We start from the raw sequence: 25,893 nt of genomic DNA on the forward strand, positions 1-25,893 counted from the left end.
CGGCGATCGCGGCCGCGGTCTGTCTGCTGGCCCCTGCCGTGCAGGCGCAGCCGTCGCCAGTCACGCCGGCCGTGCCGACCTTGCAGACCATCGAGGTGCGTTCGGCGATCGGCACGGTCGACCTGCAGCAACTGCCGGCCGCCGCCAGTGTGATCGACGCCAGCCAGCTGCAGGACCGTCAACTGCAGGTCGACCTGTCGGCCGGGCTGGCCGGCGTGCCGGGGCTGCTGGTCAACAACCGCAACAACTTCGCGCAGGACCTGCAGTTGACGGTGCGCGGCTACGGCACCCGCTCGACCTTCGGCGTACGCGGCATGCGGCTGATCGTCGACGGCATACCGGCGACGATGCCCGACGGCCAGGGCCAGACCTCGCACATCGACATCGGCACCCTCGATCGCGTCGAGGTGATCCGCGGCCCGTATTCGGCGCTGTACGGCAATGCCTCGGGCGGTGTCGTCAGCTTCTATACCGAGACGCCGGTTAGCGGCGAATACAAGGCGCACGGCGCGCTGATGGCCGGCAGCGATGGCCAACAGCGGCTGGCGCTGAAGTCGAGCGGCCAGCCGATCGGCGGCATCGGCCATCTGCTGAGTGTCAGCCGCTACCGCAGCGACGGATTCCGCGTCCATTCGGCGGCCGACCGCACGATCGCCAATGCCCGGCTGCTGCTGCCGCTGGCCGACGGCGGCCTGTCGATCGTTGCGAACAGCGTGGATTCGGACGCGCTCGATCCGCAGGGGCTGACCTGGGAGCAGTGGCAACGCGATCCCGAACAGGCGTCCGAAGTCGCCGAGCGCTTCAATACCCGCAAGACGATCAGCCAGCAGCAACTCGGCGCGACGATCGAGCGGCGCATCGATGCCCGCCATGCCGTCTCGGCAACCGTGTATCACGGGCGGCGCCGGTTGCTGCAGTTCCTGTCGATCCCGCCGCAGTTCCAGGCCAATCCGCGCCATGCCGGCGGCGTCATCGAGCTGGCGCGGCAGCACAGCGGCATCCGTCTGCTGTGGAGCGGCCGCTTCGACGATGCGGCGCTGCCGCTGCGGCTGAGCGCCGGGCTCGACATCGAACACCTCGACGAAGACCGCCGCGGCTTCGAGAATTTCGACGGCGCTGCGCTCGGTGTAAAGGGCCGGCTGCGCCGCGACGAAAACAACCGCGTCACCGCCACCGATCCGTTCATGCAGGCGAGCTGGACGCTGGCCAGCGGCTGGACACTCGATACCGGGTTGCGTCACAGCCGGGTCTCGTTCCGCACCCGCGACGATTTTGTCAGCGCCGGCAATCCGGACGACAGCAGCCGCCAGCGCTTCACGCAATGGCTGCCGGTGGCATCGCTGCGCCATTCGCCGTCGCCCGACACCACCATCCATGCCAGCGCCGGCCGCGGTTTCGAGACGCCGACGCTGACCGAGTTGTCGTACAGCCCCGACGGCGACGGCTTCAACCGCGGGCTGCGGCCGGCGCGCAGCACGCAGTTCGAGCTCGGCTGGCGCCAGCAGGCCGACCGGCCCGGCCTGCAGGGGCACTGGAGCTTGGTGCTGTTCCGCTCCGATGGCAGCGACGAAATCGTCAGCAGCGGCACCCGCAATGGCCGCACCACCTACCGCAATGCCGGCGATACCCGGCGCAGCGGCGTCGAGCTGGAAGCCGCGTTGCGCATCGAACGCCGCTGGAACGTGCGCGCGGCCTGGACCTGGCTCGACAGCCGTTTCGTCACGCCGTCCGGCGATGCATCGGCCGGCAACCGGCTGCCCGGCCAGCCGCGGCATGCGGCCTACATTGGCGTCGAACGCAGATTGGGCGCGGCGTGGACGCTCGGCGCCGCGGTCGAGCACCGCTCGAAGATGTTTGCCGACGATGCGAACAGCGCCGCCGCACCGGGCTTCACGACCGCGTCGCTGAGCCTCGGCTACCGCCGCGACATCGGCCGCTGGCAGATCGGCGGTTTCGGCCGCATCGACAACCTGTTCGACCGCCGGTATATCGGCTCGGTGATCGTCAACGATTTCAACGGCCGCTTCTTCGAAAGCGCGCGCGGCCGCAACTGGGCGCTTGGCGTGCAACTCGGCCACCGTTTCTGAAGCCCTTGTCGCCGGGTCCGGCCCGACGTTCTAAGGCGACGCTGAATAAGTCCTCGCGAGTGAGCGCGCCTTGGTTTCGGATGGGCTGCAAGGCGCAAACCACAGCCATAGCCCAAGCTATGGCGAGGATTTGCAACGCCGCAGACCGCCGAAAGCAAGGATGCGCTCGCCGTGCGGGACTTTTTCAGCGTTGCCCTAAACTGCCCCGGGGCCACGAGCCCGAACCGTCAATCCACCGCACCACGAGTGCAGCAGCCATGACCCTCTCATCCGAATCTTCATCCGAACTGATCCACGCGCTGCGCAGCGACCCGGCCACGCTGCCGACATCGCTGTTCGGCCTCCCAGGCGAGCCGCCGCATGAACGGGTGCTGCTGGTTGCCGACGAGCAGACCGGCCTGAAGGCCTTCATCGCGGTGCACAGCACCGCGCGCGGTCCGGCCTTCGGCGGCTGCCGCTTCTGGCGCTACGACAACGAGCTGGCGGCGCTGAACGATGCGCTGCGGCTGTCGCAGGGCATGAGCCTGAAGAATGCATTGGCCGACCTGCCGTTCGGCGGCGGCAAGGCGGTGATCATCAAGCCGGCCGGTGAATTCGACCGCCCGGCGCTGTTCTCGGCCTTCGGCCGCGCGGTGCAATCGCTGAGCGGCGTCTACATCACCGCCGAGGATGTCGGCACGACCACCGACGACATGCTCGGCATGCGCGAGCACACCGCCTTCGTCAGCGGCATTCCGCGCGACGGCAGCTTCGGCGGCGATCCGAGCCCGAAAACCGCATGGGGCGTCTTTGTCGCGATCAAGGCTGGCGTGCGTGCGCACCTGCAGCGTGACTCGCTCGACGGCGTCCGCGTCGGTCTGCAAGGCCTCGGCGCGGTCGGCTGGCACCTCGCCGGCTTTCTGCACCTGGAGGGCGCGAAGCTGGTTGTAGCCGATGTCGATGCCGGCCGCGTCAAGCGGGCACAAGAGGTTTTCAACGCCGACGCGGTTCCTGCCGACGAGATCATCGGCGCCGATGTCGACGTGCTGGCGCCATGTGCACTCGGCGCGGTCTTCGACGAGCGCAGCGTGCCGAAAGTCCGCGCGCGGCTGATCGGCGGCGCGGCCAACAACCAGCTGGCCAAACCGGACGACGGCGATGCGCTGCACCAGCGCGGCATCCTCTATCTGCCCGACTACCTGATCAATGCCGGCGGCATCGTCAGCGTCGCCCGCGAATACCGCAACGAAGGCGACGAACAGATGGTGATGGCCGAGGTCACGCGGATCGGCGAGCGGGTCGACGAACTGCTGCAGCGCGCCGCGTCAAGCGGCCTGCCACCGGCCCGCGAGGCCGACGCCTGGGCCCGCTCGAAGCTGGTCAGGCCGGACTGAACGCCGTGCGGCTCAGCCGCCCTCGGTGCGCTCGGCGCGCTGCCGTTCGTGCTGGTCGAGCAGGTTGTAGGCGATCTGGTATTTGTGGATGTCGGCCACGTACTTGACCGTCTCGCGGCCGACCAGCCGGCCTGCCGCAACCTCGACATTGCCCCACCAGCGGTTCGGATCGAGCCCCATCTTCTCGGCCAGCCTGCGCATCTGCGAGACACGCCCGGGGCCGGCGTTGTAAGCCGCCCAGACGAAGGCCATCTGCTCGTCGGCGGGGATATCGTCGGTCGAGAAATAGCGGTCGCGCAGGTAGGCCATGTATTTGGCGCCGGCATGCACGTTGTTCTCGATGCTGCTGATATTCGGTATGCCGACCGCCGGATCGCGCGCAGTGCTCGGCAACAGCTGCATCATGCCGACCGCGCCGCGCGAGCTGCGCCGGCTCTGGTCGAGGCCCGACTCGTGGTAGGCCTGTGCCAGCAGCGCCAGCGGGTCGAACTCATACCGTTTGGCATAACGCTCGAACAGCGAACGCACCGCATCGAGCTTGCGGCGGTCTTCCGGGCTGGTCGGGTCGGAAATCGATTCGCTGCGGCCGAGAAACTGCGCGTTGAGCATGTTGCCGAGCAGCGTGCCCTGCCTGACCTTGCGCAGGAACTGCTGCAGGCTGGCCTGCAGTTCGGGGTTGCCCTTGCGCACCGCCCAGCCGACGTGCCCGCCTTCGGAAAGCCGCACATCGTTGTGGATCACGATGTCGGTATAGACCTTGGCCCACAGCCTGGCCTTGAAATCGTCGACGACGGTCAGGTCGACGACACCGGCATTGACCAGCTCGAGCATGTCCTCGCCGATCAATGTCGAATCGGCCTCGTGGATCTCGACCGGATCCAGCCCCTGCTCGTCGAACACCTCGTTCAGCTCGCGCAGGTGCTCGGCATAACTGCTGCCACGCACGACGTGAACCTCGCGGCCTGCCAGGTCCTCGATGCTGCGTACTGGCTCGCTGCCACGGTGGGTGACGACCACCTCGTTGACCGGCATCGCCTTTGCCGAGATCATTGCAACACGCCGCTCGCGCTCGGGCGTCAGCGTCAGCATGGCCGCGGCGATGTCGCCGTGGCCGGCCTCGAGTTCGGGAATCAGCCGGTCGAAGGTGACCGGCAGAAACTGCACCCGCACCCTGTCCTCGGCGCGGCGGATGCCGCGGTTCAGCTGCTTCTCGAATTCGAGCAGCAACCGCGCCTGCAGGCCTTCGATTCGCGCACCGGACAGGAAGAAGTCGCTGTTGCTCGGCACCACCAGCGCACGAAGCACGCGGCGCTCGCGGATTTCGCCGAGGTCGCCGACGAAGCGTTCGGTCGGCAACGCCGCGACGCGTTTCGCGCCGTCGTCGGCCGGTTTCAGCAGGACAGCGGTCAGTCCCCAGACGACAAGCAGCAGCGCGGCAGCAAATACCAGCACTGCACTGATCCGGTTGCGGGGCACATGCCGGACGAACGATTTCCAGAAGGAAGGCATAACGGCCGCTGATGGTGACACCGCAGGCCGATCCGATCAACCGCAGCCGATAAAGCCCTTTGCCGGCCGGCCGCGGGCCGGCGTGCTCAGCGTGGCAAGCCCGACTCGGTGCGGTCGTCCATGCCGAGCCGGCCGACAAACGGCAAACGCAGCGCAGGGCGGTTCAGATCGATGCCGAAATTCAGGCCGAGCAGGTTGAGTTCCAGCCCTTCCTGCAGCCCGACGCTGACGCCGAGCAGGCCGAGCAGCGTCAGCTGCAGCCCGGAACCGGTCGGCGATACGCCGACCACGTGGCCAAGATCGCGGTAGTCCTTGCCGATCGCATTGGCCGGCAGATCCAGCCCGAGCGCCGGCACCTCGCGGCCGATGTGCGCGAGGAAGGTGTTGCTGTTCGGCCCCGGCCAGCTGCGGTACTGGCCGTAATAGGGATAGGAGGCAATTGCCGCCTCGATGTCGTCGATCATCGCCGCGGCGGATGCACCGCGATGGTCGACCAGCAGCCGCGGCTCGGCGCCGTACCAGAAGCCATCGGGCAGCGCAAAATTGCGCCGCACCACCTGCGGCGCATACCAGCCGACGACATCGTGGCGCAGATAGTCGGTGTCGCCGGCGCGCTTGTAGATGATCCACGGATGCAGCGCAAATGCGCCGCGCCAGCCGAAGGTGCGGGCAACGAAGACCTGCACGATCGCGGTATCGGCAAACTGCTGCGGATCGGGCGCGATGCCGGCCGAATGGCGTGGCGCATCGCGCCAGCTGCGCTGCACGCCGTCGCCGGCGAGCACCTGCGCCAGGCTCAGTGCAAACGACAGGCCGAGCACCAGCAACGTCGTCGCGAGCAGGCCGAGGCGGCGTTTCGGAGAAGTCATTGCTGCAACTTTGGCATATTCCGCCTGATGCTGCGCCAAGCCTCCACCATTCTCGACATCGACACCCGCGGGCGCGGGCTGGTCGAGATCACCCGCAAGGTCGCGGCATGGACCGACGGCGCCGGTTTCGACAGCGGCCTGCTGACGCTGTTCGTCCGCCACACCTCGGCCAGCCTGCTGGTGCAGGAGAACGCCGATCCCGACGTGCGCGGGGATCTTGACCGCTTTTTCGCCCGCCTGGTGCCCGACGGCGATCCGCTGTTCCGCCACCGCGACGAAGGCGACGACGACATGCCGGCGCACATCCGCAGTGCGCTGACCGCAGTGCAGTTGTCGATCCCGGTCAGCAACGGCCGCCTCGTGCTCGGCACCTGGCAGGGCATCTACCTGTGGGAACACCGGGTATCGCCGCACCGCCGGCAGATTGCACTGCATCTCCTCGGCGAGTGAGCGCACGCTCGCCGCGCCGCCGGCACCGCCTGACCGTCAGCCAAGTCCTACCGCGGCAAGCGTTGGCTGCCGATGGTGCGCGCCCGGGGCACCCATAAGCTCATCGCGACAACCCTGCGTCGGCTGTCGAGCCGACTGGACCGAGACCCGCTTCGGCGGCTTCACCGGCAGGCGCCCGGTTGGGACGGGCCGGCTGTCGGCACGTCCGGTTTCCAAGGAATACACCATGTCGACCAGGTCCAGTTTTTCACTCGCGCTGCTGGCGGCCGCCAGCATCCTGTTTGTGCCGACCGCCGGCTGGGCGCAGGCGTCGGCGCCGATTGCCGCGCCCGAAGCCAAGCTGCGGCCATTGCCGGGCCAGTTGCCGCCGCATTGCGAAACCTGCGGCACGGTGGTCGCGATCAACAGCGTCGAGACCGACGAGCTGCCGCCGACGATCACGGAAACGTCGGCCAAGCCGCAGAAAAAACTCCCGCGCACCGTCTACGAAGTCGTCGTACGCCTGAATGCCGGCACGCAGCAGATCGTCACCGTCGACCGCTATCCGGACAAGCTGACGATCGGGCAGCGCGTGCGCATCACCGACGGCGTCGTCGTGCCCGACCTCGGCTGAAAAACCGCGCAGGAAAAAACCTACCGGTCGGCGCGAACAACACCGATTGGCCGCCGGCGGACGCCGCGAGAGGATGGACTCATCGGCCGACACAGGCCTTTCTCAACGGATCGAGAACACCATGAGCAACTCTCCAATCCTGGGCGGCACCGCCGCGCCAACCGAGGCACCCGGCACCGACATCGACCGGCTCGGCCCGAGCGACAGTTCGGATACCGGCAGCGACATCCAGGGTGAACGGCCGATGGCCACGTCGCCGGACAATCCGGCCGAATGGGGCGGCATCCCGTCGGACGCCGACAGCGACAGCGATGCGCTCGGCACCGGTGAACGAGGCGCCGCCGCGGGCCGCGACCCGCAGCCGGCCGCGGACATCATGCCCGACCGCATCATCGGTCGCGACGACCCGGTCGGCACCGACATCGACCCGGAAGTGCGCGATGTGCTGGACCAGCTGGCGGACGATCCGCGCGAGGGTTATCGGGATCAGCCCGACAGCGAACAGCAGACAGCGACCGACACCGGCAGCCGGCCGCAAGGCACGGCGCGCCAGCGCTGATGGCCCGCGCCCGTGAGCGGGTCAGCGACGCGACGCTGCGACAGGCATTACGCAAGACATTCGGATTGAAGGCGCTGCGGCCCGGCCAGCAGCGCGTGATCGATCGCGTGATTGCCGGCCTGCCGACCCTCGCGTTGATGCCCACCGGCGCCGGCAAGTCGCTGTGTTACCAGCTGCCGGCCTCGCTGAGCGAACGGCGCACCGTCGTCGTCTCGCCGCTGATCGCGCTGATGAAGGACCAGTGCGACGGCCTGAACGACCTCGGCATTGCCGCGGTGCAGGCGCACAGCGGTTTGAATGCCGCCCAGCGCGACCAGGCCGAGCAGGCAATCGCCGACGGCAGCGCGCAGATCGTCTTCACGACACCCGAGCAGCTGGCGCGCGCGGAATTCGTCGCCGCCTTGCAGTCGCGCGAAGTCGGCCTGCTGGTCGTCGACGAGGCACACTGCATCTCGCAATGGGGTTTCGATTTCCGGCCCGCATTCCTTGCCGTCGGCGCTGCGATCGAGGCGCTCGGCAAGCCGAATGTGCTGGCGCTGACCGCCACAGCGACGCAGCAGGTGATCGACGACGTGACGCAGCTGCTGAAGATTCCGCAGGCCGGCGTGATCGGCACCGACCTGTTCCGCGAAAACCTGCACTACCGCGCCGAACATTTCTCGCGGATGCAGGACAAGCTGCCGCGGCTGGTCGAGCTGGTCGGCGCAACCACCGGCTCGGGCATCGTCTATGTCGCGACGATCAAGGCCGCCGAGGAGGTTCATGCGGCGCTGGTCAAGGATGGCCAGAGCGCAGCGCTCTACCACGGCCGCCTGCCGTCGGCCAAGCGCCGCCAGAACCAGGACGACTTCATGGAAGACCGGGTGCGGGTGATGGTCGCGACCAATGCCTTCGGTCTCGGCATCGACAAGCCCGACATCCGCTTCGTCGTGCACTACCAGATGCCCGGCGGGCTCGACGCCTATTACCAGGAGTCGGGCCGCGCCGGCCGAGATGGCGAGCCGGCGGTCTGCACGCTGATGTTCGTCGATGCCGACCGCTCGGTGCAGAAATTCTTCCTCGCCGGCCGCTACCCCGACCACGACGACTTCCGCCATGTCGTGCAGACGCTGGCATCGCCCGCGCCGCCGGAATCGGTCGGCTGGACGATCGACGCGCTGTGCGAAGGCAACAGCAAACGGCAACGCAAGATCGCGGTGGCGCTGAACGTGTTGCGCAACGAAGGGCTGGCCGAGGTCGACCTGAAGGGCGCATGGCGGCTGCACCCGGACCACGAACGGCATTTGCTGGCGCTCGACGACCACCTCGTCAGCAGCCTCGTCGTGCGTTGCCGGCAGAAGGCCGAGCGCGACCAGGCGATGCTCGAACGGATGGTCGCCTATGCGCAGGGCGGGCGTTGCCGCTGGAGCCAGCTGCTCGAGCACCTGGAAGACGAAGGCCCGGTGACCGAGAGCTGCGGCACCTGCGACAACTGCCTGCGGCTGGCAGAACACGAGGCCTTCATGGCGCAGACCGGCGATGCCGCGGCTCGCCAGCAGCCGCGGGAAACCGCGGTGCCGACCGCCAATGCGATCGTCGTCAAGCCGGAGGTGCGATTCGAAGTCGGCCAGCGCGTGAAGACGCGCCGTCACGGCGCGGCCGAGGTCGTCAAGGCCGACGCGCTCAGCATCACGGTGCTGCTCGGCAACGGCGAGACTCGCTCGTTCCAGCCGGAATTCCTGCAGCCACTGCGCACGCGGCGAACTGCCGGCGGGTCGATGGACGCGCGCTGATCGCGCCAGCCGACCCGCTGACATGCCGGGCAGAATGGTCCTCCGTTACCCGGCGAGATCCGCCACGGAGGACCAACGGCATGTCCCAGCTCACCCCGACCGCCCTCGCGCTGACCGGCTTCATCGCATGGACGCTGGCGCTGCTGATCGTGATGGAGGCCAACCGGACCCGGCTGGTGATCGCCGGCAAGGTCGCGGCCAACGGCTTCACACCCGACAACGCGAACCTGTCGCCGTTCATGCAGCGGCTGGCGCGCGCACATGCCAACTGCATCGAGAGCCTGCCGATCTTCGGCGGCCTGATGCTGGTTGCGCTGCTGACCGGGCGCAGCGCGGTGACCGATCCGCTGGCCTATGCCTTCCTCGCCGCCCGGGTCGTGCAGTCGAGCATCCACCTCGCGTCGCTCAGTGCGGCGGCGGTATCGGCGCGATTCACCGCGTTTGCGGTGCAGATGGTGATCGGCGTCGTCTGGGTGGTTGGCCTGCTGATGTCCGCAGGCAGCTGACACGGCCGACGGGCTTGCCGCGGCGGCGGTTTCGGATCAAGCTGCACCCACCGATGCTCGAGAACGCGGCCCGCTCTCCCGCCGCGTCAGCAGATTGCCATGTCGAACCGCCGCTTTTTCATCACCCGCGCAATCGTCGGCCCGACGGTCGGCTTCGGCCTCACATCGCTGTCGTTCGGCAACAGTGCCGGGCATCCGGACCGGCGCTGGTACGACGTGGCGGCACAGATGCTCGAGCGGGCGCGCTCCTGGAACGACCAGCCGTATGGCGCGGTGCTGGTCGCCGGCGGCGCAGTGATCGGCGAAGGTCCGAGCCGCGTCGTCAGGGACGGCAATCCCGATGCCCATGCCGAGCGGGTCGCGATCGCCGATGCGCAGCGTCGGCTCGGGCGCACCGATCTGGCCGGCAGCGTGCTGTATTCGACCAGCCGGCCCTGCGCGGCCTGTGAAGCCGCGGCCTATCGGGCCGGTGTCAGCAGGATGTATGTCGGCGCGGCGCTCGACGATGCCGGGCGCCCGGGCGTTGCCGGACGCTGGTCACGATGACCGCCAGGGCCTGATGACCCGTCTCCAGTCCGAAATCTCCAGCGGCGGCGCCGGCACGGCGGTCGGTGCGATCGATACCGCCAGCCGCCGCGCTTCCAGCAACGCCATCACCCGCAGCGCCAGCGTCTGCAATTCGGTGCGTTGTGCATCGCTGAGCCCGGCAGGTCGTGCCACCGTGTCGAGCACGCAGATCATGCCGAGCGGCCGGCCATCGGTATCGAGCAGTGGTGCGCCGGCGTAGAAAGCGATGTGCGGGTCGCCGTAGACCATCGGATTCGAATTGACACGCGGGTCCACGCTTGCGTCGGGAACGACGAAGATGCCGTCGTGGTCGATCGCCTTCGCGCAGATCGAGCGCTCGATCGTCGTCTCCGACTGATCAATTCCGATGCGTGCCTTGAACCACTGGCGTTGCCGGTCGACCAGCGTGATCAATGCCATCGGTGCCTGGCAAGACGCTGCAGCGCGGGCGACGAGTTCGTCGAACGCCGGCTCGGCAGGCGTATCGAGGATGCCGCAGCGGCGCAGCGATTCGAGGCGCGCCGGATCTGCAAGCCGCGGCGAGCGATGGGTTGCCTGGTCCGGAAGATTGCACTGCATGGCCATCGATCCTCTTGCTGCGCCGTTGACGCACCATCGGACGCCAGTCGGAAAAGTTGAGGAACAGTCGGCAGCGTCCGTGAAGCACGTCACGCCGATGTCAAGCAGTCCTCGATGGCGGCCCCGATGCTGGCGCGACGGCGCAGCGCGGTGGATCGGCCGGCATCCGGGGGCGGCCCGGTCCTACGGCAAAAGGCCTCGGCGGTGTTTATGGTGGTTCTTCAAGGGAGACTGCATGCCGAACGACCACCGAGACCAAGCCACCATCAGCAAAGGCCTGCTCGCTGGCCTCGCTGCGACTGCCGTGTTGTCGGCGCTGATGTGGGTGAAAGCGATGATGGGCGTGATGCCTGAACTCGACCTGCCCGGCATGCTGGCATCGATGATGGGCGCACCCGACACGCCGGCACTCGGCTGGGCAGCGCATTTGATGATCGGCATCGTCGGCTACGGCCTGCTGATCAGCAAAGCCGGCCTGCTCGCGACCGGCAGCCCGATCACCAACGGAATCGTGCTCGCCGCAGTCGGCTGGCTGGTGATGATGGTGGTGCTGATGCCGCTGGCGGGCGCCGGCCTGTTTGCACTGTCGCTGGGCCTGATGGCGCCGCTGATGACGCTGATGCTGCACCTGATCTTCGGCGCCGTGCTTGGCTGGGCCTTCGGCAGGCTGGTCAGTGATGCCCGGGCAATGGGCGGGCATCATCGGCCAGGGCAGCCAAGACACGTCTGAACCCGTTCCGCGGACGGGCCGCCGAGGCCGCTCGCCGCGATGCGATCGGAGCCGCCCGCCGAAGCGGTCCGGCTGCTGAGGTCCTGCGTCAGCCCGCCTCGCCGTCCCGCCACGCCCGCTCGGCGGTATCCCAGGCGCCGAGCGCCTGCAGATCGGGCACCCAGGCGAGGCCTGACTTCGCATCCGACGATGCCGCTTCCGGCGTCACCAGCACGTCGAGCAGCGCCGGGCGGTTTGCCATTGCGCGCTCGATTGCTGCCGGCAGGTCCTCGGCGCGCTCGACGCGTTCGGCATGCAGGCCGAAGCCGCGCGCCATCGCCGCATGGTCGGCAAACTGCAGCCGCGTGCCGACGACCTTGCCGTGGGTTTCCTGCTGGTCGCGCACCTCGATCGCCCACGATCCGTTGTTCGCGACGACGATCAGCACCGGCGCCTTGTGGCGCGCCGCGGTATCGATTTCCATCGCATTGAAGCCGAACGAGCCGTCGCCGGTCGCGACCACAACCGTCTGGTCCAGCCGCGCCAGGCTGGCGGCGATGCCGAACGGTGTGCCGATGCCGATGCAGCCGAGCGAGCCGGGGTCGAGGTAGGTCTGAGCCGGCAGGCCGACACGGGCAAAACTGAGGAAATCGCCACCGTCGGCGACCACCACCGCATCGCGCGGCAGCGCATCGCGCAGCGCGGCGAGCAGCTTGTTCGGATGCATCAGGCCGTCGCTGCCGGGTGCGGCGTTGGCCATCGACTGGATCAACTTGTCGGCGCGCACCTGGTGCTTGCTGCGAACACCGTCGGCCCAGCCCCGGTCGGTGGCCGGCTTGCGGTCACCGGCCGCGGCGAGCATCGCCTCGAGCGCGGCCGACACCGTTGCCAGCACCTCGGCAGCGCCGCGGCGGTTGTCGCGCAATTCGGCAGCACAGTCGGCGATGCGGACGAACTTGGCATCGCCGAAGATCGCCGGCGAGCCGTAGGCGAGCTGGAAATCGAGCCGGCGGCCGAGCGTGACGATGACGTCGGCCTCGCCCATCACCGAGCCGCGCATTGCGGCGACCACCGACGGGTGGTCGTCGCCGACCAGGCCGCGGCTCTCGCCGGTATCGAGATACAGCGCGCCGGTGCGGTCGAGCAGCTCACGCAACGGACCGGCGGCGCCACGCGCGCCACGGCCCGAAATCACCAGCGGCCGCTTCGCCGACCACAGCAGCTCGACCGCCTGCGCAACCGACTCCGGATCGGGCAGCACGCGGCGCACCTGCCGCGGCGCCATCAGCTCGGGCAGTTGCACCGCCGCCGAGACCGGTGCGCGCAACGTGTCGACCGGGAAGTCGAGGTAGGCCGGGCCAGGTTCGCCGCCGTGGCCGAGCGCGCGGGCAACCGCCTCGTCGAGCTCCTGCAGCGCAAGGTCGGGCTCGCGCACGGTGCGCGCATAACGGGTCAGCGGCCGGACGAATTCGGTGTGGATCATGTCCTGCAGCGCGCCGCGGTTCTCCTGCGCGCGCGGCGGCGTGCCGGACAGCACCAGCACCGGTGCGCGGGCCACGTGGGCATTCGCGATGCCAGTCATCGCATTGGTCACGCCTGGGCCGGCCGTGACCATTGCCACGCCGAGGCCGCCCGTCAGTTCGGCATGGGCATGCGCCATGTAGACGGCAGCGCGCTCGTCGCGAACGTCGACGATGCGGATGCCTTCGGCGTCGAGGCGCATCCAGATCGGCATGATGTGGCCGCCGCACAAGGCAAACACCCGGTCGACGCCGCGCGCCTTCAGAAAGCGCGCGATCAGCGCTGCGGTGCTCTGCTCGGTGACGTGGGGGGTGCTCATCGATCGGTCTCCTCTGGTGGACGGTCCGGCAATGGTATTCTGAATTCAGAGTTCGAAAATAAGGGGAATCCCTGGTTGAACTCTGAATTCAGAGTGCGATGATGCAGGCCTCAGCTTCGAGGATAGACCGATGAACCACCTGCTCACCGTTGCCGATGCCGTTGCCACCCACGCCCGGCTGACGCCGAACAAGCTCGGCGCCCGCGACTCGCGCCGTTCGCTCAGCTTCGCCGAATGGAACAACCGCGCCTGCCGGCTCGCCAACGGCCTGCTCGGCCTCGGCCTGGCGAAGGGCGACCGCGTCGCGCTGCTCGCCTACAACTGCGTCGAGTGGATGGAGATCTATGTCGCGCTGGCGCGCGCCGGGCTGGTTGCGGTGCCGATCAATTTCCGGCTGACCGCGCCGGAGATCGCCTATATCGCTGCCAACTGCCGCGCCCGCGCCTTCATCGTGCAGGACGAGCTGCTCGACCGTGTCGAGCCGATCCGTGCCGAATTGACGATCGAGCCACATTGCTGGGTCGCATTCGGCCATGGCGCGACGGCGCCGGGTTATACGAATTACGAGGATCTGATCGCGCTCGCGTCGGACGCCGCGCCAAAGGTCGACGTGCGGCCGACCGATACCTGCGCGCTGATGTACACCTCGGGCACGACTGGCCGGCCGAAAGGCGCGATCCGCAGCCACGAGGGCAATACGCTGATTGCGTTTGCGACCGCGCTCGAGATGGGCTTCAAGCGCGACGACACCGCGCTGCTGGTGATGCCGATGTGCCACGCGAACTCGCTCTATTTCAGCCACACCTTCGTCCACCTCGGCGCCACCTGCGTGATCGACGACCGCAAGAGTTTCGATGCCCAGGCGCTGCTGGCGACGCTGGCGCAGCAGAAGGTCACGTTCACGTCGCTGGTGCCGACCCACTACATCATGATGCTGGCGCTGCCGTCGCAGACGAAGGCGCGCTACGACGTCAGCGCGGTCGAGAAGCTGATGATCTCGTCGGCCCCGGCACGCAAGGACACCAAGCTCGCGATCCTCGAGTTCTTCCGCAACGGCCAGCTGTACGAGCTGTATGGCTCGACCGAGGCCGGCTGGGTGACGCTGCTGCGCCCCGACGAGCAGATCGACAAGCTCGGTTCGGTCGGCCGCGAGTGGGCCGGTTCCGGAGCGATCCGCATCCTCGACCCGGCCGGCAACGAGGTGCCCGACGGCGAGGTCGGCGAGTTGTATTCGCGCACGCCGTATGTCTTCGACGGCTACTGGGAGAACCCGGACAAGACCGCCGAGGCGATGAACGGCGACTGGTGCTCGGTCGGCGACATGGCGCGCCGCGACAGCGAGGGCTATATCCACCTCGTCGACCGCAAGAGCAACATGATCATCAGCGGCGGTGAAAACGTCTACCCGTCGGAGGTCGAAAGCATCCTCGGCGCGCACCCGAAGATCAAGGACATCGCGGTCGTCGGCGTGCCGCACGACAAATGGGGCGAGGCGGTGCAGGCGGTCGCGGTGCTGCACGAACCGGCCACCGAGGCCGAGATCCTCGACTGGTGCCGCAGCCGGATGGCCGGCTACAAGCGGCCGCAGGCAATCCTGTTCGTCGACGAGGCCGAGATGCCGCGCACCGCGACCGGCAAGATCCTGCACCGCGTGCTGCGCGAGCAACTGGTCAGCCGCTGATTCGCCACGCTTCCTGCCACCTGCAACAATCACCCAATGAAGGCACTGGCCACCGCACCCAATCTGGTCGAACAGGTTCGAGACGCACTGCTCGACGAAATCGCCGCCGGCAAGCTCGCGCCCGGCGACCGCATCATCCAGGAGCAGATCGCGCAGGCGCTCGGCGTCTCGCGGCAGCCGGTGCAGCAGGCGCTGGCGCTGCTGCGCAACCAGGGCGTACTGCACGACGCACCGGGCCGCGGCCTGATCGTCGCCCGGCTCGACCCGGAACATGTGCAGCACATGTACGACATGCGCGCGGTGATCGAGGGCCTGGCCTGCCGGCGCGCCGCCGAGACGAATGCCGACAAGGCCGCGAAGCTCGGCCCGGCGCTGATCGACGCCGGCCGCCGCGCGGTTGCCAGCGGCTCGGTCGCGAAGATGATCGCCGCCGACATCCGCTTCCATGAATTCATTTACGGCCTGTCCGGCAACCCGCTGGTCGGGCCGGCACTGGCCACCCACCTGACCTATACGCAACGCGTGATGGGCGAGGTGCTGATCAACAACGAGAAGCCGCGCGACATCTGGGACCAGCATGTCGAGATCCTCGACGCGATCGCCCGCGGCGACGGCGCCCGCGCCGAGGCGCTGGCCCGCGAACACATCACGCAGGCAGCGGTCTTCATGATCGAGCGGTTGAAGGCGCCACAGGTGGAGGGCTTGGCGGTCTGACGAAAACGGGCTTTTGACCTGCCAACGCGGCAGGCAGGACCGTGGGCCCCTTCAGCGATCCGTCATCTCGAAATATTTCTCGAACAGATTGGCATCGTCGAAGTGGCGGCGGCCGACGAAGGCGGTCGCGTGGCGGCCCCATTGGCGCATCGCGCCGGGTTCGGGCACACCCATCGGCCAGAACAGATAACGCTCGCCGCGTTCGGTGCCGGGCACGATGCCGTCGGGGCGAAATGCGCTGCGGCGGGCCGGGCCGGCTTCGAGCGAGCGCAGCGTGTCGTCCTCGGCAAATGCGTAGCTGGCCTCGCGCGCAGCAAGGCCAGCCGCGCTGCCGACGACGACCCGCTGCAGGTAATGCGTGTGCGACGCCAGCAGCAGCGAGATCGGCGTGCCCGCATCGAGCGCCGGCAGCCGTTGCGGCACGAAGGCCGTTTCGTCGAGCGTCACCGGCTGCGGCTTCAAGCGGGCACGCGCGGTCGGAAAAAACAGGTGATAACAACCGCAGTGGTGCATCGAGTCGTAGACGAAGGGCTTGCCGCCCGGTGTCAGCGTGACCCGCCACAACACCGCGTCGAGGTGGCCGCCGAGCAGATCCCAGGCGGCTTCGAGCGGCCGCTCGGGAAACCAGATTGCATAGTTCAGCTGCAGCAGCACCTGCCCCTCAAACCGTGTATGTGAAATGCGCCGGTAGACCGTTGCCGGCCCGCGCGGATCGACAACCGGCGCGTCGCCACCGCGCCAGACCAGCGCGCCAGGACGATCCGCTGCACTGGCGACATCGACGACGAACGCCGGCGCAAAGAGGCGGAACAGCGCGTCGCGGTCTGCGCCTTGCGGATCCGGAATGCCGAGCGGGCTGGCGGATGCCGCACGCGCCAGCAGTGCCGCGACATCGTCGACAGGCGCTGCCGGCGGCGGCGCAAAGCGCACCCGTTCGCCATCGACAGGCAACAGGTGCATGGGCCGATCGAACACCGCCTGCGTGCGCGCATGCCACTGCCGCACGCCATGCGCAAACGGCAGCCGCGTCAGCCAGTACAGGCCGGCCACCCGCTGCCAGGTCTTGTAGTCGTCCGGTACACGCACCGCCTCGCGCAAGGCCGCGATGCGTTCGGGCGACGCCTTGTCGGCCCGCGCCAGCAAACCGGTGCAATGGGCCAGCGCGGTGCGCGCCGATGGCTGCGCGGTCAGCGTGTGCGCAGCGGCGTCGAGCTGCTGCTGCGTCGCGGCAGGCAGGTTCGCGACTTCGACCGCATGGCCCTCCTCGCCCAGCCGCGCCAGGCGGTCGATCCACTCATCGAGCGCACGCGGCCCGAGCGCATCGCCGGCATGACTGGCGAGGAAGCGGCTTGCACGAAGGTGCGGAAACCCGGGCACACGCGCCGCCATCGCATCGCCGACACCGGCGGCGGCGACCACTGCATCGGCCTGCCGCAAAAATTCTGCACATGGCGCGAGACCGTCGCGCGCCGGGTAAAACGCCGCCGTCTGCTGACGCGACCCGAGCTGCGAACAACCGCTGATCGCGACGGCCAGGCCGACAGCGATCAGGCGAGCAATCGAGTCAATGGACATCTGACGATCACGATACACGCCCGAACCACAGCACCGACAGCCCCGCGGCGGCAGCCAGCAGCAGCGCCGCTGCCAGCACCAGCAGCGCCGACAGCTCGGTATCGACCTTGCGCATCTGCAGTTGCGAGCCAAGGCCCTGGTAGACGCTGCGCAGCGCCTCGGCGGTCGCCGCATGGTGGTATTCGCCGCCGGTCATCTGCGCCACCTCGCGCAACGTCGGCTCGTCGAGTTGCAGGTAGATCGCCATCCCGTCCCCCATCGTCGCATGGCCGTCGGGTGTGCCGAGGCCGACGACATGGATTCGCACGCCGCGATCGGCGGCCATCCGGGCGGCCTGCAGCGTATCGATGCCGGTCGTGCGGCGGCCGTCGCTGAGCAGGATGATCGCGGCCGCTTCATATGAGCCGGGCTTGACCGGGGCAAATGCCTTCGGCGCAGGTCTTGCCGCCTTGCCGGCGCGGTCGTCGGTGCCTCGCGTCGAGACATCGCGCCGCGGGCCGAAGGTCATCTCGTCGAGGTCGATGTGATGGTCCGGGAACAGTTCGGCCAGGCAGATCACGATCGCATTGCCGACCGCGGTGCCGTACTGCATCTGCACCGCATCGATCGCGCTGACCAGCGAACCGCGGTCCATCGTTGCCCGCTGTGCGACCTGCGCGCTGCCGGCGAAAGTCACCAGACCGACGTCGATGCGGGTCGGCACCTCGACGAGGAAGGCCTTCGCCGCCTCCTGTGCAGCGACCATCCGCGATGGCTTGACATCCTGCACCCTCATGCTGCGCGAGATGTCGATCGCCAGCAGGATCGTCGTCCGTGCCCATGGCAGCGTCACCGGCGCCGTCGGCCGCGCGAGCGACAACAGCAGCAGCGCCAGCGCCAGCCACAGCAGCACCGGCGGCACATGCCGCCGCCATGTGTGGTGCCCGGCAGCACGCACCAGCTGCAGGCTGGAAAACCTGAGCGCCGCCTTGCCGCGCCGGCGCAGCAGCCACAGGTAGAGCAGCGGCAGCAATGGCAGCACCAGCATCCACCACAGGTTGTGAGGCCACAGGAAATGCAGCATCGGATCCACCCGGCGTGACGCGCCGACACCACCCCGGCAGCGCCAATCACAGCCGAGGGGCGGGCAACGCCATCGATTCTGAGGGAGGGATCAAAAGAGCGCCATCGGCAGGCACGCGAGGCCGGGTCGATCAGAATGCCGGCAAGGTCGGACGATTCGCGTGTCGGTCGGATCTGCCGACAGACCCGAGTCACACGCATTCGATCAAGCATTGGTGCCGAGGACAACAAGCGTTGAAATCCCACTTCCGCCGCCATCCCTGGCTCGTGTCGGCGCTCGCGCTGGCATGTGTGCTGGCGCTTTTTTTCGCGGTCCGGTTTACCGCTGGCGTCGTCTACTGGAACCTGCACCGCGAAGAGCCCGTGCGGGCCTGGATGACGGTGCGTTATGTCGGCAAGAGCTGGAAGCTGCCGCCGCGCGAGGTCGCCACCGCGGCCGGGCTGCCGGAACCGGTACGCGGCCAGCCGCTGACACTGGCCGAGATCGCGCGGCAACGCGGCGTGCCGGTCGAACAGGTGATCCTCGACGTGGAAACCGCGGTCGCCAGGCTGCAGGCGGGCCAGCGGTGACCGACTGGCTGCTGGCGCTGGTGCCGCAGTACGGGATCTGGCTGCTCGGCGCATGCACCTTCCTGTCCTGCCTCGCATTGCCGGTGCCGGCCTCGATCCTGATGCTGGCCGCGGGCGGCTTCGTCGCGTCGGACGATCTGTCGTTGACCGGCAGCGTCGCCGCGGCACTGACCGGCGCCATCGCCGGCGACCAGGTGGGTTATTTCGGCGGCCGCTGGGGCGGCACCCGGCTGATCGAGCGGCTCGGCTCGCGCGTTGCATTGCTGGGCAAGGCGATGGCCTTGCTGGCGGCGCGCGGCGGGCTCGCGGTTTATCTGTCGCGCTGGCTGGTGTCGGCACTCGGGCCCTACGTCAACCTGGCCGCCGGCGCGGCACGGCAGCGGTGGGCCAGCTTCACGTTGTGGGCGATCGCCGGTGAGGCGACCTGGGTCGGCATCTATATCGGCCTCGGTTATGTTTTCACCGGCAATATCGCGGCGGCATCGTCAATGGCGCTGGAGGTGCTGGGCTTTTTCGCAGCCGGGGCGGTGGCCCTTGGCCTGGCTGTCTGGCTGACATTGACGGTGAAGGAGGAACGGGCGCGCGCGCGGCAGGCCGACTGACGGCGATGACGGCCTCGACCTTCGCTCACGCAAGCAATTCACGGCGCCGGCACGCCCGCTTTTGCCACGCCTGCATCAGCAAGTGACAATGAATCGCATCCCCTGCCAGCGCCGACACCAACACCGGCTGGACGCTTGAAGCAAACTCCAAAAACCGTCAGCAACGGGCACCACGGCGCAGACCGTCTTTCGGCATTGCGCCCGCTGCGCGCCTTCTGCGGGCTCGTCGGCGAGGCCGCGCAGACGCAGTTCCGCAAGCTGTTCGAACTGGCCGCAGTGGTTGCCGGCGTGCTGACCGCTGCGGCTCAGCCAGGAACCTGGCGGCCGGCACTGCGCAGGTCGCTTGCGCGCCAGATCATCTCGTCGGGTGTCGAGGCCAGCGCGTTGATCGCCTTTCTCGCGGTCGCGTTCGGCATCCTGCTGGTTGCGCAATACCAGCTCTGGCTCGGTGGCGTCGTGCAGTCGCGCTGGCTCGGCCCGGTGCTCAATGCGGTGCTCGTGCGCGAGCTGGGGCCGGTGCTCGTCAACCTGATCCTGATCGCCAGAAGCGGCAGCACGATGGCCTCCGAGCTGGCGCTGGTGCATGTATCCGGCGAGGATCGCGTCGCCGAAGGCCAGGGGCTCGACCCGGTCGGCTATTTCGTCGTCCCGCGTGTGCTTGCGCTGGTGATTTCGGCGATCTGCCTGACGACGCTGCTGGTCGCGTTTTCCTTCCTCACCGTCTACATCGTCGGCCGCTGGGTCAGCGTCAATACCGGCAGCTTCCAGGAATTCGCCCACCTCACATTGAGCGCCCTGACCGCGGCCGATGTCGTCAGCCTGCTGCTGAAAACGACGATCCCGCCGCTGCTGACCGGCTGCATCTGCTGCCTGGAGGGTTTCGGCGCCGAGGACACCCACGCCGGTGTGCCGCGTGCCGCGCGCATCGCGGTGCAGCGCTCGGTGGTCGCATCGTTCGCGGTGATCTCCGGCATCTCGATCTGGGCCTACCTGTAGGCGCTGCATGCCGATGAGCGAAACCATCCTCGAATTCCGGCAGCTCGCGGCAGCAGGCGGGCACCTCTACGACACTGCCCTCTGGCAGATCAATCTGCGTCTCGCGCGCGGCGAGCTCGCGCTGGTGCATCTGGAGAGCGGGCACCTGCGGACACCGCTGGCCGATGCGGCGCAGGGGCTCGTCGAGCCGCTCGAGGGCGACGTGAGGTTTTTCGGCGAATCGTGGAGCGGCATGTCGTTCAGCGACCGGCTCGCTGCGCGTTCACGGATCGGGCGCGTCTTCGAGGAACCCGGCTGGATCAGCGAACTCGACATGGACGAGAACATCACGCTGGCGCAGCAGCACCACCATCCGGACCGGTCGCTGGCGAGCATCCGTGACGAAGCGGCCGAGCTGGCGCGCCGCTTCTCGCTGCCGGGGCTGCCGCTCGGCAAGCCGTCGGCGATGCGCGCGCCGGATCTGCGCCGGGCGGCATGCGTGCGCGCCTTCCTCGGCAAGCCGGAGCTGCTGATCCTCGAGCGGCCGACCACTGGCATCCATCCGGAGATCATGCCGGCGCTGATCGCCAGCGTGCGTGCCGCGCGGGAACGCGGCGCGGCGGTGCTGTGGACCACCGACAACCCGGCCGAGTTGCACGATCCCGCCATCAGGGCGACCATCGTCTGCACGATGACCGGCTCGCAGATGAGCAGCCGAACCGCGGAAGGATGAGCGATGCCGAAACCATTGAAAGTGACACGGGCCAACGAGATCGTCGGGCTGTTCATCCTGCTGGCCGTTGCGATCGGCATCGCCGGGCTGGTCCTCGGCCCGCAGACGCAGCGCTGGTTCACGACCACCCGCACGATCGCGATCCAGCTGCCGCCGGAAGGTTCGCTCGGCCTGCGCCGCGGCGGCGAGGTGCAGATCCTCGGTTCGGTGGTCGGCAGCGTCGACGACATCTTCGTCACCGATGCCGGCGAGATGGAGGCCCGAGTCAGCATCCAGGGCGACTTCATCCGCTTCGTGCGCAGCGATTCGCGGGCGATCATCAGCAAACCGCTCGGCATCGGCGACGCCGAGATCGAGATCACCCGCGGCACTGGCGAACCACTGCCGCCGGTCGGCGCGGTGCTGCAAGGCGCGGCCGACAAGGCGCCGACCGCGATGATGGAGGAGACGCTGGCGGTGGTCCGCGAAGAGGCCTTGCCGACGATCCGCGAACTGCGCGGTGCGGTGGCCGAATTCACGAAGCTCGCCGCGGACCTGCGCGGCCAGCAGGCCGGCATCGCGCAGGCGCTGAACCACGTCAACCGCGTCGGCGCCCAACTCGAACGCGGCGACGGCCTGGCCGCGATGCTGATCAGCGACCCGAAGCCGGCCGCCGAACTGCGCGCAGCGCTGCCGAAGCTGAACCGTGCACTCGATGAATTGCGCACGACGCTGGCCGGCGCATGCAGCAGGTGATGCGAAATGCCCGCCTCGCATCGGCCGACGCCCGGCGGCTGATGGCATCGCTGCCCGAGCTCGAACACTCCGCGCGGCGGGCCTTCGATGCGGCGCCCGGCGTGCTGCTGCAAAGCCAGCAGACGCTGCACGAGATCGAGCGGCTGACCGAAGGTGTGCAGCGCCACTGGCTGGTGCGCGACCACATCGATGCGCCACCATCCGGCCATCGGCTGAGCAGCGGGCGGGTCGGGACCGAGCGATGAGCACCTGCGCCGCGCAGTGCGCGCGACGGGTCCTGCTCGCATTGCTCGCCGGCATCAGCGTCTCCTGCGCCGGCCCACCGCAGCAGCGGGCCAGGCCACCGGCCGTTGAATCTCAGGTGACGCAGGCCTTCGAGGTCGCAAGACGGGCCTACCAGCAGGGCGACTTCGCGCAGGCGCAGCTGCTCTACCGTCAGGCGCTGCAACGCGCCCGCGAGATCGACCATGCGGCACTCGCCGCCGACGCGGCCTACAACCTTGCGGTCAGCGAGATCGCGCTGCAGAACTACGCTGCTGCCGTCCAGTTGCTGCGCGAAGCCGGCTACGACGCGGCGCGCGCGGGCACCGACACGTTCGAGCCACTGCTGTTGCGGGCAAAGGTCGCGCTGCTGCGTCAACGGCCGGCGGAAGCGATCGCACTCGCCGATCAGGTGATCGCGGCGCCGGCTGCGGCACCAGCGCTGCGCCAGCAGGCGATGCTGCTGCGCGGGCAGGTCCATGCCGAAGCCGGCGAGCTTGCGGCGGCGCGTGCCGACTTGCGTGCGGTCGCGCTGCCGGCCGATGCGCCGGCGCTGGCCGCCGATGCAAAAAAGCTCGAAGGCACGATTGCAAGCCACAGTGGCGACCACGCCGCCGCGGCGCGGCTGTTCGATGCCGAAGCCGAGTTGCTGCGCGCCGCACTTCGCTACCGCGACATGGCACACGCCTACGCCCGCGCCGCCGACGCCCACCTCGCAGCGGGCCATCCAGCGCTGGCCGCCGACCGCTTTTACCTCGCCGCGCGCAGCCAACATGCATCAGGCAACGCGGCCGCGGCAAACCGGCATCTGGCAGCGAGCCTGGCCGCGGCGGCGCAGGCCGGCGACGCCGCCGCGAGCGCGCGGGCGCGGGCGCTGCTCGACGAGATCAATGCCGCCAATCAGCCGGCGCGCCGGCCCCTCAGCAGGTAGGTCGTCACCTCGCCCTGGCCGCGCACATAGAACTCGCCGCGCGGCTCGAACAGATAGTTGTCCTCGAGCAGCGCATGGCTTGCCTCGCTGACCTGGATGCCGCCCGGCACGCCGAGCGCTTCCATCTGGCAGGCCGTATCGACCGCCGGCCCCCACAGGTCGTAGGCCAGCTTGTGGATGCCGACGACGCCGGCAATCGTCGCGCCCGAATGCACACCGATGCGCACGCTGAACGGCTTGCGCGAACCGGTGGCAATCGTCGCGATCTCGCGCTGCATCGCCAGCGCGAGATCGGCGACGGCCTCGGCGTGATCGGCCCGCGGCTCCGGCAGCCCGCATGCCGCCAGGTAGGCATTGCTGATCGTCTTGATCTTTTGCACGCCCGCCTGTTCGGCGAGCCGGTCGAACAGCGAGAACACCTCGTTCAGCAGCTCGATGATTTCGCTCGGCGGCCGCCCGCCGACCACCTCCCAGAAATCGTCGACGCTGCACAACATGATGCTGGCCTCCGGATATTCCTCGACGATCGTCGCCTGCGGATCGGCGCGCAGCCGGTCGGCAACCGGCTTCGGAAACAGGCTCATCAGCAGCCGCTCGGCCTCGGCCTTCGCGCGGCGCAACGACAGCAGCGCCTCGACCTGCCGGCCGAGCGCGCGCAGCGCCTCGCGCTGCCCATCGTCGAGCGTGCGCGGCACGCGGTCGATCACGCACAAGGTGCCCATCGCATGGCCCGCCGGCGTGATCAGCGGCGTGCCGGCATAGAAGCGGATATTCGGATCCGACTTGACCAGCGGGTTGTCGGCAAACCGTTCGTCGGCCGCCGCGTCGTTGACGACCATCAGCTCGGGCTTCAGGATCGCATGCGCACAAAACGCCACGTCACGCGGCGTCTCCGATGCCGCCAGCCCGACCCGCGCCTTGAAATACTGGCGGTTCTCATCGACCAGCGACACCAGCGCAATCGGCGTGCCGCAGATCTTCGACGCCAGAAAGACGAGGTCGTCGTACTCGGATTCGGCGAGGGTGTCGAGGATCTCGAACCGGTGCAGTTCGTCGAGGCGCTCCTGCTCGTCCGGGGGGAGGGGGGCGCTGGGCATTGGCTGCTCCATCAATGGGGTGATGGCTGTTGCGACTCATTCTATGGCGTGCCAACATTGTTCCCGTACCACGGTGCGGCAGGCACCCGAGACGCGAGATGCACCCATGCATGTCAAGCGACCGCAGACGATTCCCCGCTGTGCCGACACGAGCACAGCCGCAAGGCGCCCTTCCTGGAACCTGTACCCATTCACGCCAGAGGCGATGGATGAATACCTGGCCTTCCTGGAAACCGCATTCGACGGGCCTGCGGCCGACTCGATCGCCGCCGTCAGCCGTCGCTTGCAAGGCACCCGATCGCGGGCCCAACTTGCGCTGGAAGGCCGCCTGCAGCCGAGTGATGCCGCAGCGCCGTTCGCATTCATCGGTCAACGTGACCTACCCCAAGGCAAGCCACCCTACCGGACACTGCGACCATTCGACGGTCGGCCTCCCCGGCTACTGCCCGACCACTGCAACGGGCAGTTTCCGCTGGCGACCGCAGAAACACTCGCCGCGCTCTCCGACCAGGTCTACGATCCCTTGGCTTCGGTCGCGCACCGGCTGCGAAAAAATCCCTTCGTTTCACATGTGCGCGTGTTCGACAGGCTGGGGGCGGAAGCCATCGGGCTTGTTTACGACGGTCGCCCGGTGCTCGTTTTCCGCGGCACCGAACCCGCGTCACTCCGCGACTGGCTGCAAGACCTGATGGTCTGGTTCAAGCCTGTCGACAACGACCGGCCAGAGCTGCGGATCCATTCAGGATTTCTCGACTACCTTCAATTGTTGTGGCCAGCGATCGAGGCATGGCGGATGTCCTTGCCAGAGCGATCGACCGGATGGCTGCTGACCGGCCACAGCCTCGGAGGTGCGATGGCCAAGCTGGCCGCCTGGCGATTGCACGACAGCGGCGAGAGGATCGAAGCCGTTGTTTCCTTCGGGGCGCCAGCAATTGGCAATCGGGCGTTCCAGGCGTGGTGCGAGTCGCAGGATCTGGCTGCACGCATATGGCGGGTCGTCTCGGGCCCGGACATCGTCCCAGTGGTCCTGCCGAGCGAGATTGGCTACGCGCATGTCGGTACGCAGATTTCGCTCAGCGAAGATTGGCACAGCGATGAAACGTTCTGGGCGCAGTGGCTTGGCTCGGTGAACGCACCCGGCTGGACGTTTGCTGCAGCCAGCTTGAAGCAGGCCTGGCCAACAGCGGCGGCGGCCGCCCTGCTGTTGGGACCGGCCGCCTTCAGCGCCGCAAGGGGAACAGTCGCACACATGCGCGAGTTCGGGTATGCGCAGTCGCTGTCGCGGGCAATGGCCTTGTACGCGCTTGCTGCACTTGCGCAAAGGTCTCCCCGCCGCGAGCGGCAGGCCTCGGACCTCGAACTCGTCAAGCGCCACACCGATCTCGCAGCGCTTCGGATCGCCGCTCGAATCTGACCGTCAGCCCGACCGCCTCGATGGGCCGCATTGCCATACTTCGGCCCAGACCGAAGCACCGCGCACCGTTTCTGTTGCACATTGGCGTCTCGAACCGACCGACCATGAGG

General features: G+C 68.2%; 26 protein-coding genes. 19 read left to right on the forward strand and 7 right to left on the reverse strand.

Translation table 11 applies throughout. The features are described from left to right. Window positions 1–71 precede the first annotated feature (71 nt). The gene (locus ACNH6H_RS08655; protein WP_418317093.1) at window positions 72–2,087 is read left to right on the forward strand and encodes a TonB-dependent receptor family protein; all 2,016 of its coding nucleotides are present in this window, start codon (window positions 72–74) and stop codon (window positions 2,085–2,087) included. Window positions 2,088–2,344: 257 nt separating this feature from the next. Beyond that, window positions 2,345–3,460, forward strand: a complete 1,116-nt coding sequence (locus tag ACNH6H_RS08660) for a Leu/Phe/Val dehydrogenase (RefSeq protein WP_418317094.1) — start codon at window positions 2,345–2,347, stop codon at window positions 3,458–3,460. Between the two features lie 12 nt (window positions 3,461–3,472). On the opposite strand, the gene ACNH6H_RS08665 is transcribed toward ACNH6H_RS08660, so the two are convergent. Beyond that, window positions 3,473–4,969, reverse strand: coding sequence for a transglycosylase SLT domain-containing protein (locus tag ACNH6H_RS08665; RefSeq protein WP_418317095.1), 1,497 nt, complete (start codon window positions 4,967–4,969; stop codon window positions 3,473–3,475). 86 nt (window positions 4,970–5,055) lie between these two features. Then, window positions 5,056–5,838, reverse strand: coding sequence for a DUF3750 domain-containing protein (locus ACNH6H_RS08670; RefSeq protein ID WP_418317096.1), 783 nt, complete (start codon window positions 5,836–5,838; stop codon window positions 5,056–5,058). A gap of 30 nt (window positions 5,839–5,868) precedes the next feature. Between ACNH6H_RS08670 and ACNH6H_RS08675 the strand changes: the two genes are divergently transcribed. The 6 genes from ACNH6H_RS08675 to ACNH6H_RS08700 all read left to right on the forward strand — a co-directional run bounded on the left by ACNH6H_RS08675 (window position 5,869) and on the right by ACNH6H_RS08700 (window position 10,284). Continuing rightward, complete coding sequence (locus ACNH6H_RS08675) at window positions 5,869–6,288, forward strand: secondary thiamine-phosphate synthase enzyme YjbQ (RefSeq protein WP_418321271.1); 420 nt, start codon at window positions 5,869–5,871, stop codon at window positions 6,286–6,288. 226 nt (window positions 6,289–6,514) lie between these two features. Beyond that, window positions 6,515–6,901: a hypothetical protein gene (locus ACNH6H_RS08680; protein ID WP_418317097.1), complete on the forward strand. Its 387-nt coding sequence runs from the start codon at window positions 6,515–6,517 to the stop codon at window positions 6,899–6,901. 121 nt (window positions 6,902–7,022) lie between these two features. Then, on the forward strand, window positions 7,023–7,460 hold the full coding sequence (locus ACNH6H_RS08685; protein WP_418317098.1) for a hypothetical protein: 438 nt from the start codon (window positions 7,023–7,025) through the stop codon (window positions 7,458–7,460). Continuing rightward, window positions 7,460–9,232 carry a RecQ family ATP-dependent DNA helicase gene (locus tag ACNH6H_RS08690; RefSeq protein ID WP_418317099.1) on the forward strand — a complete coding sequence of 591 codons (1,773 nt, stop codon included), beginning with the start codon at window positions 7,460–7,462 and terminating at the stop codon, window positions 9,230–9,232. The genes ACNH6H_RS08685 and ACNH6H_RS08690 overlap by 1 nt, the downstream gene beginning before the upstream one ends. Before the next feature lie 80 nt (window positions 9,233–9,312). Continuing rightward, entirely contained in the window at window positions 9,313–9,738 is a 426-nt protein-coding gene (locus tag ACNH6H_RS08695; protein WP_418317100.1) for an MAPEG family protein, read from the forward strand. Between the two features lie 99 nt (window positions 9,739–9,837). After that, entirely contained in the window at window positions 9,838–10,284 is a 447-nt protein-coding gene (locus ACNH6H_RS08700) for a deaminase (protein WP_418317101.1), read from the forward strand. On the opposite strand, the gene ACNH6H_RS08705 is transcribed toward ACNH6H_RS08700, so the two are convergent. Further along, entirely contained in the window at window positions 10,276–10,884 is a 609-nt protein-coding gene (locus tag ACNH6H_RS08705) for a GAF domain-containing protein (RefSeq protein WP_418317102.1), read from the reverse strand. The two genes, ACNH6H_RS08700 and ACNH6H_RS08705, sit on opposite strands and share 9 nt — an antisense overlap. A 235-nt stretch (window positions 10,885–11,119) precedes the next feature. Here ACNH6H_RS08705 and ACNH6H_RS08710 point away from each other — a divergent pair, with 235 nt between their 5' ends. After that, window positions 11,120–11,614 (forward strand): DUF6789 family protein, encoded by a 495-nt coding sequence (locus tag ACNH6H_RS08710; protein ID WP_418317103.1) that lies wholly within the window; start codon window positions 11,120–11,122, stop codon window positions 11,612–11,614. Window positions 11,615–11,702: 88 nt separating this feature from the next. Here the strand turns inward: ACNH6H_RS08710 and ACNH6H_RS08715 are convergent, their stop codons facing one another. Next, window positions 11,703–13,433 carry a thiamine pyrophosphate-binding protein gene (locus ACNH6H_RS08715; RefSeq protein WP_418317104.1) on the reverse strand — a complete coding sequence of 577 codons (1,731 nt, stop codon included), beginning with the start codon at window positions 13,431–13,433 and terminating at the stop codon, window positions 11,703–11,705. Window positions 13,434–13,563: 130 nt separating this feature from the next. Between ACNH6H_RS08715 and ACNH6H_RS08720 the strand changes: the two genes are divergently transcribed. Together ACNH6H_RS08720 and ACNH6H_RS08725 are read left to right on the forward strand one after the other, a co-directional pair. After that, window positions 13,564–15,114, forward strand: coding sequence for a class I adenylate-forming enzyme family protein (locus tag ACNH6H_RS08720; RefSeq protein ID WP_418317105.1), 1,551 nt, complete (start codon window positions 13,564–13,566; stop codon window positions 15,112–15,114). A 36-nt stretch (window positions 15,115–15,150) separates the two neighbouring features. Beyond that, complete coding sequence (locus tag ACNH6H_RS08725) at window positions 15,151–15,828, forward strand: GntR family transcriptional regulator (RefSeq protein WP_418317106.1); 678 nt, start codon at window positions 15,151–15,153, stop codon at window positions 15,826–15,828. A gap of 51 nt (window positions 15,829–15,879) precedes the next feature. Here the strand turns inward: ACNH6H_RS08725 and ACNH6H_RS08730 are convergent, their stop codons facing one another. Beyond that, window positions 15,880–17,403 carry a hypothetical protein gene (locus ACNH6H_RS08730; RefSeq protein ID WP_418317107.1) on the reverse strand — a complete coding sequence of 508 codons (1,524 nt, stop codon included), beginning with the start codon at window positions 17,401–17,403 and terminating at the stop codon, window positions 15,880–15,882. Between the two features lie 7 nt (window positions 17,404–17,410). Continuing rightward, a complete protein-coding gene (locus ACNH6H_RS08735; RefSeq protein WP_418321272.1) occupies window positions 17,411–18,463 on the reverse strand; it encodes a VWA domain-containing protein in 1,053 nt (350 codons plus the stop codon). A 236-nt stretch (window positions 18,464–18,699) separates the two neighbouring features. Between ACNH6H_RS08735 and ACNH6H_RS08740 the strand changes: the two genes are divergently transcribed. The 7 genes from ACNH6H_RS08740 to ACNH6H_RS08770 all read left to right on the forward strand — a co-directional run bounded on the left by ACNH6H_RS08740 (window position 18,700) and on the right by ACNH6H_RS08770 (window position 23,272). Further along, window positions 18,700–19,035, forward strand: a complete 336-nt coding sequence (locus tag ACNH6H_RS08740; RefSeq protein ID WP_418317108.1) for a hypothetical protein — start codon at window positions 18,700–18,702, stop codon at window positions 19,033–19,035. Continuing rightward, window positions 19,032–19,637, forward strand: a complete 606-nt coding sequence (locus tag ACNH6H_RS08745) for a DedA family protein (protein WP_418317109.1) — start codon at window positions 19,032–19,034, stop codon at window positions 19,635–19,637. Before ACNH6H_RS08740 ends, ACNH6H_RS08745 begins: the two co-directional genes overlap by 4 nt. A 135-nt stretch (window positions 19,638–19,772) precedes the next feature. Then, complete coding sequence (locus tag ACNH6H_RS08750) at window positions 19,773–20,633, forward strand: ABC transporter permease (RefSeq protein ID WP_418317110.1); 861 nt, start codon at window positions 19,773–19,775, stop codon at window positions 20,631–20,633. 13 nt (window positions 20,634–20,646) lie between these two features. Beyond that, window positions 20,647–21,345 (forward strand): ATP-binding cassette domain-containing protein, encoded by a 699-nt coding sequence (locus ACNH6H_RS08755; RefSeq protein WP_418317111.1) that lies wholly within the window; start codon window positions 20,647–20,649, stop codon window positions 21,343–21,345. 3 nt (window positions 21,346–21,348) lie between these two features. Beyond that, window positions 21,349–22,080 (forward strand): MlaD family protein, encoded by a 732-nt coding sequence (locus ACNH6H_RS08760; RefSeq protein ID WP_418317112.1) that lies wholly within the window; start codon window positions 21,349–21,351, stop codon window positions 22,078–22,080. Continuing rightward, complete coding sequence (locus ACNH6H_RS08765; RefSeq protein WP_418317113.1) at window positions 22,080–22,325, forward strand: hypothetical protein; 246 nt, start codon at window positions 22,080–22,082, stop codon at window positions 22,323–22,325. The genes ACNH6H_RS08760 and ACNH6H_RS08765 overlap by 1 nt, the downstream gene beginning before the upstream one ends. Next, a complete protein-coding gene (locus ACNH6H_RS08770; protein WP_418317114.1) occupies window positions 22,322–23,272 on the forward strand; it encodes a hypothetical protein in 951 nt (316 codons plus the stop codon). Before ACNH6H_RS08765 ends, ACNH6H_RS08770 begins: the two co-directional genes overlap by 4 nt. Here the strand turns inward: ACNH6H_RS08770 and ACNH6H_RS08775 are convergent. Beyond that, window positions 23,242–24,369, reverse strand: a complete 1,128-nt coding sequence (locus ACNH6H_RS08775; RefSeq protein WP_418317115.1) for an adenylate/guanylate cyclase domain-containing protein — start codon at window positions 24,367–24,369, stop codon at window positions 23,242–23,244. The genes ACNH6H_RS08770 and ACNH6H_RS08775 overlap by 31 nt on opposite strands. Before the next feature lie 205 nt (window positions 24,370–24,574). Between ACNH6H_RS08775 and ACNH6H_RS08780 the strand changes: the two genes are divergently transcribed. Continuing rightward, complete coding sequence (locus tag ACNH6H_RS08780; RefSeq protein ID WP_418317116.1) at window positions 24,575–25,783, forward strand: lipase family protein; 1,209 nt, start codon at window positions 24,575–24,577, stop codon at window positions 25,781–25,783. Window positions 25,784–25,893: the final 110 nt, after the last annotated feature.

Origin of the sequence: Pseudideonella sakaiensis, assembly GCF_048320135.1 — a bacterium.
In the GTDB taxonomy this organism is placed as follows: Bacteria; Pseudomonadota; Gammaproteobacteria; order Burkholderiales; family Burkholderiaceae_C; genus Ideonella_A; species Ideonella_A sakaiensis_A.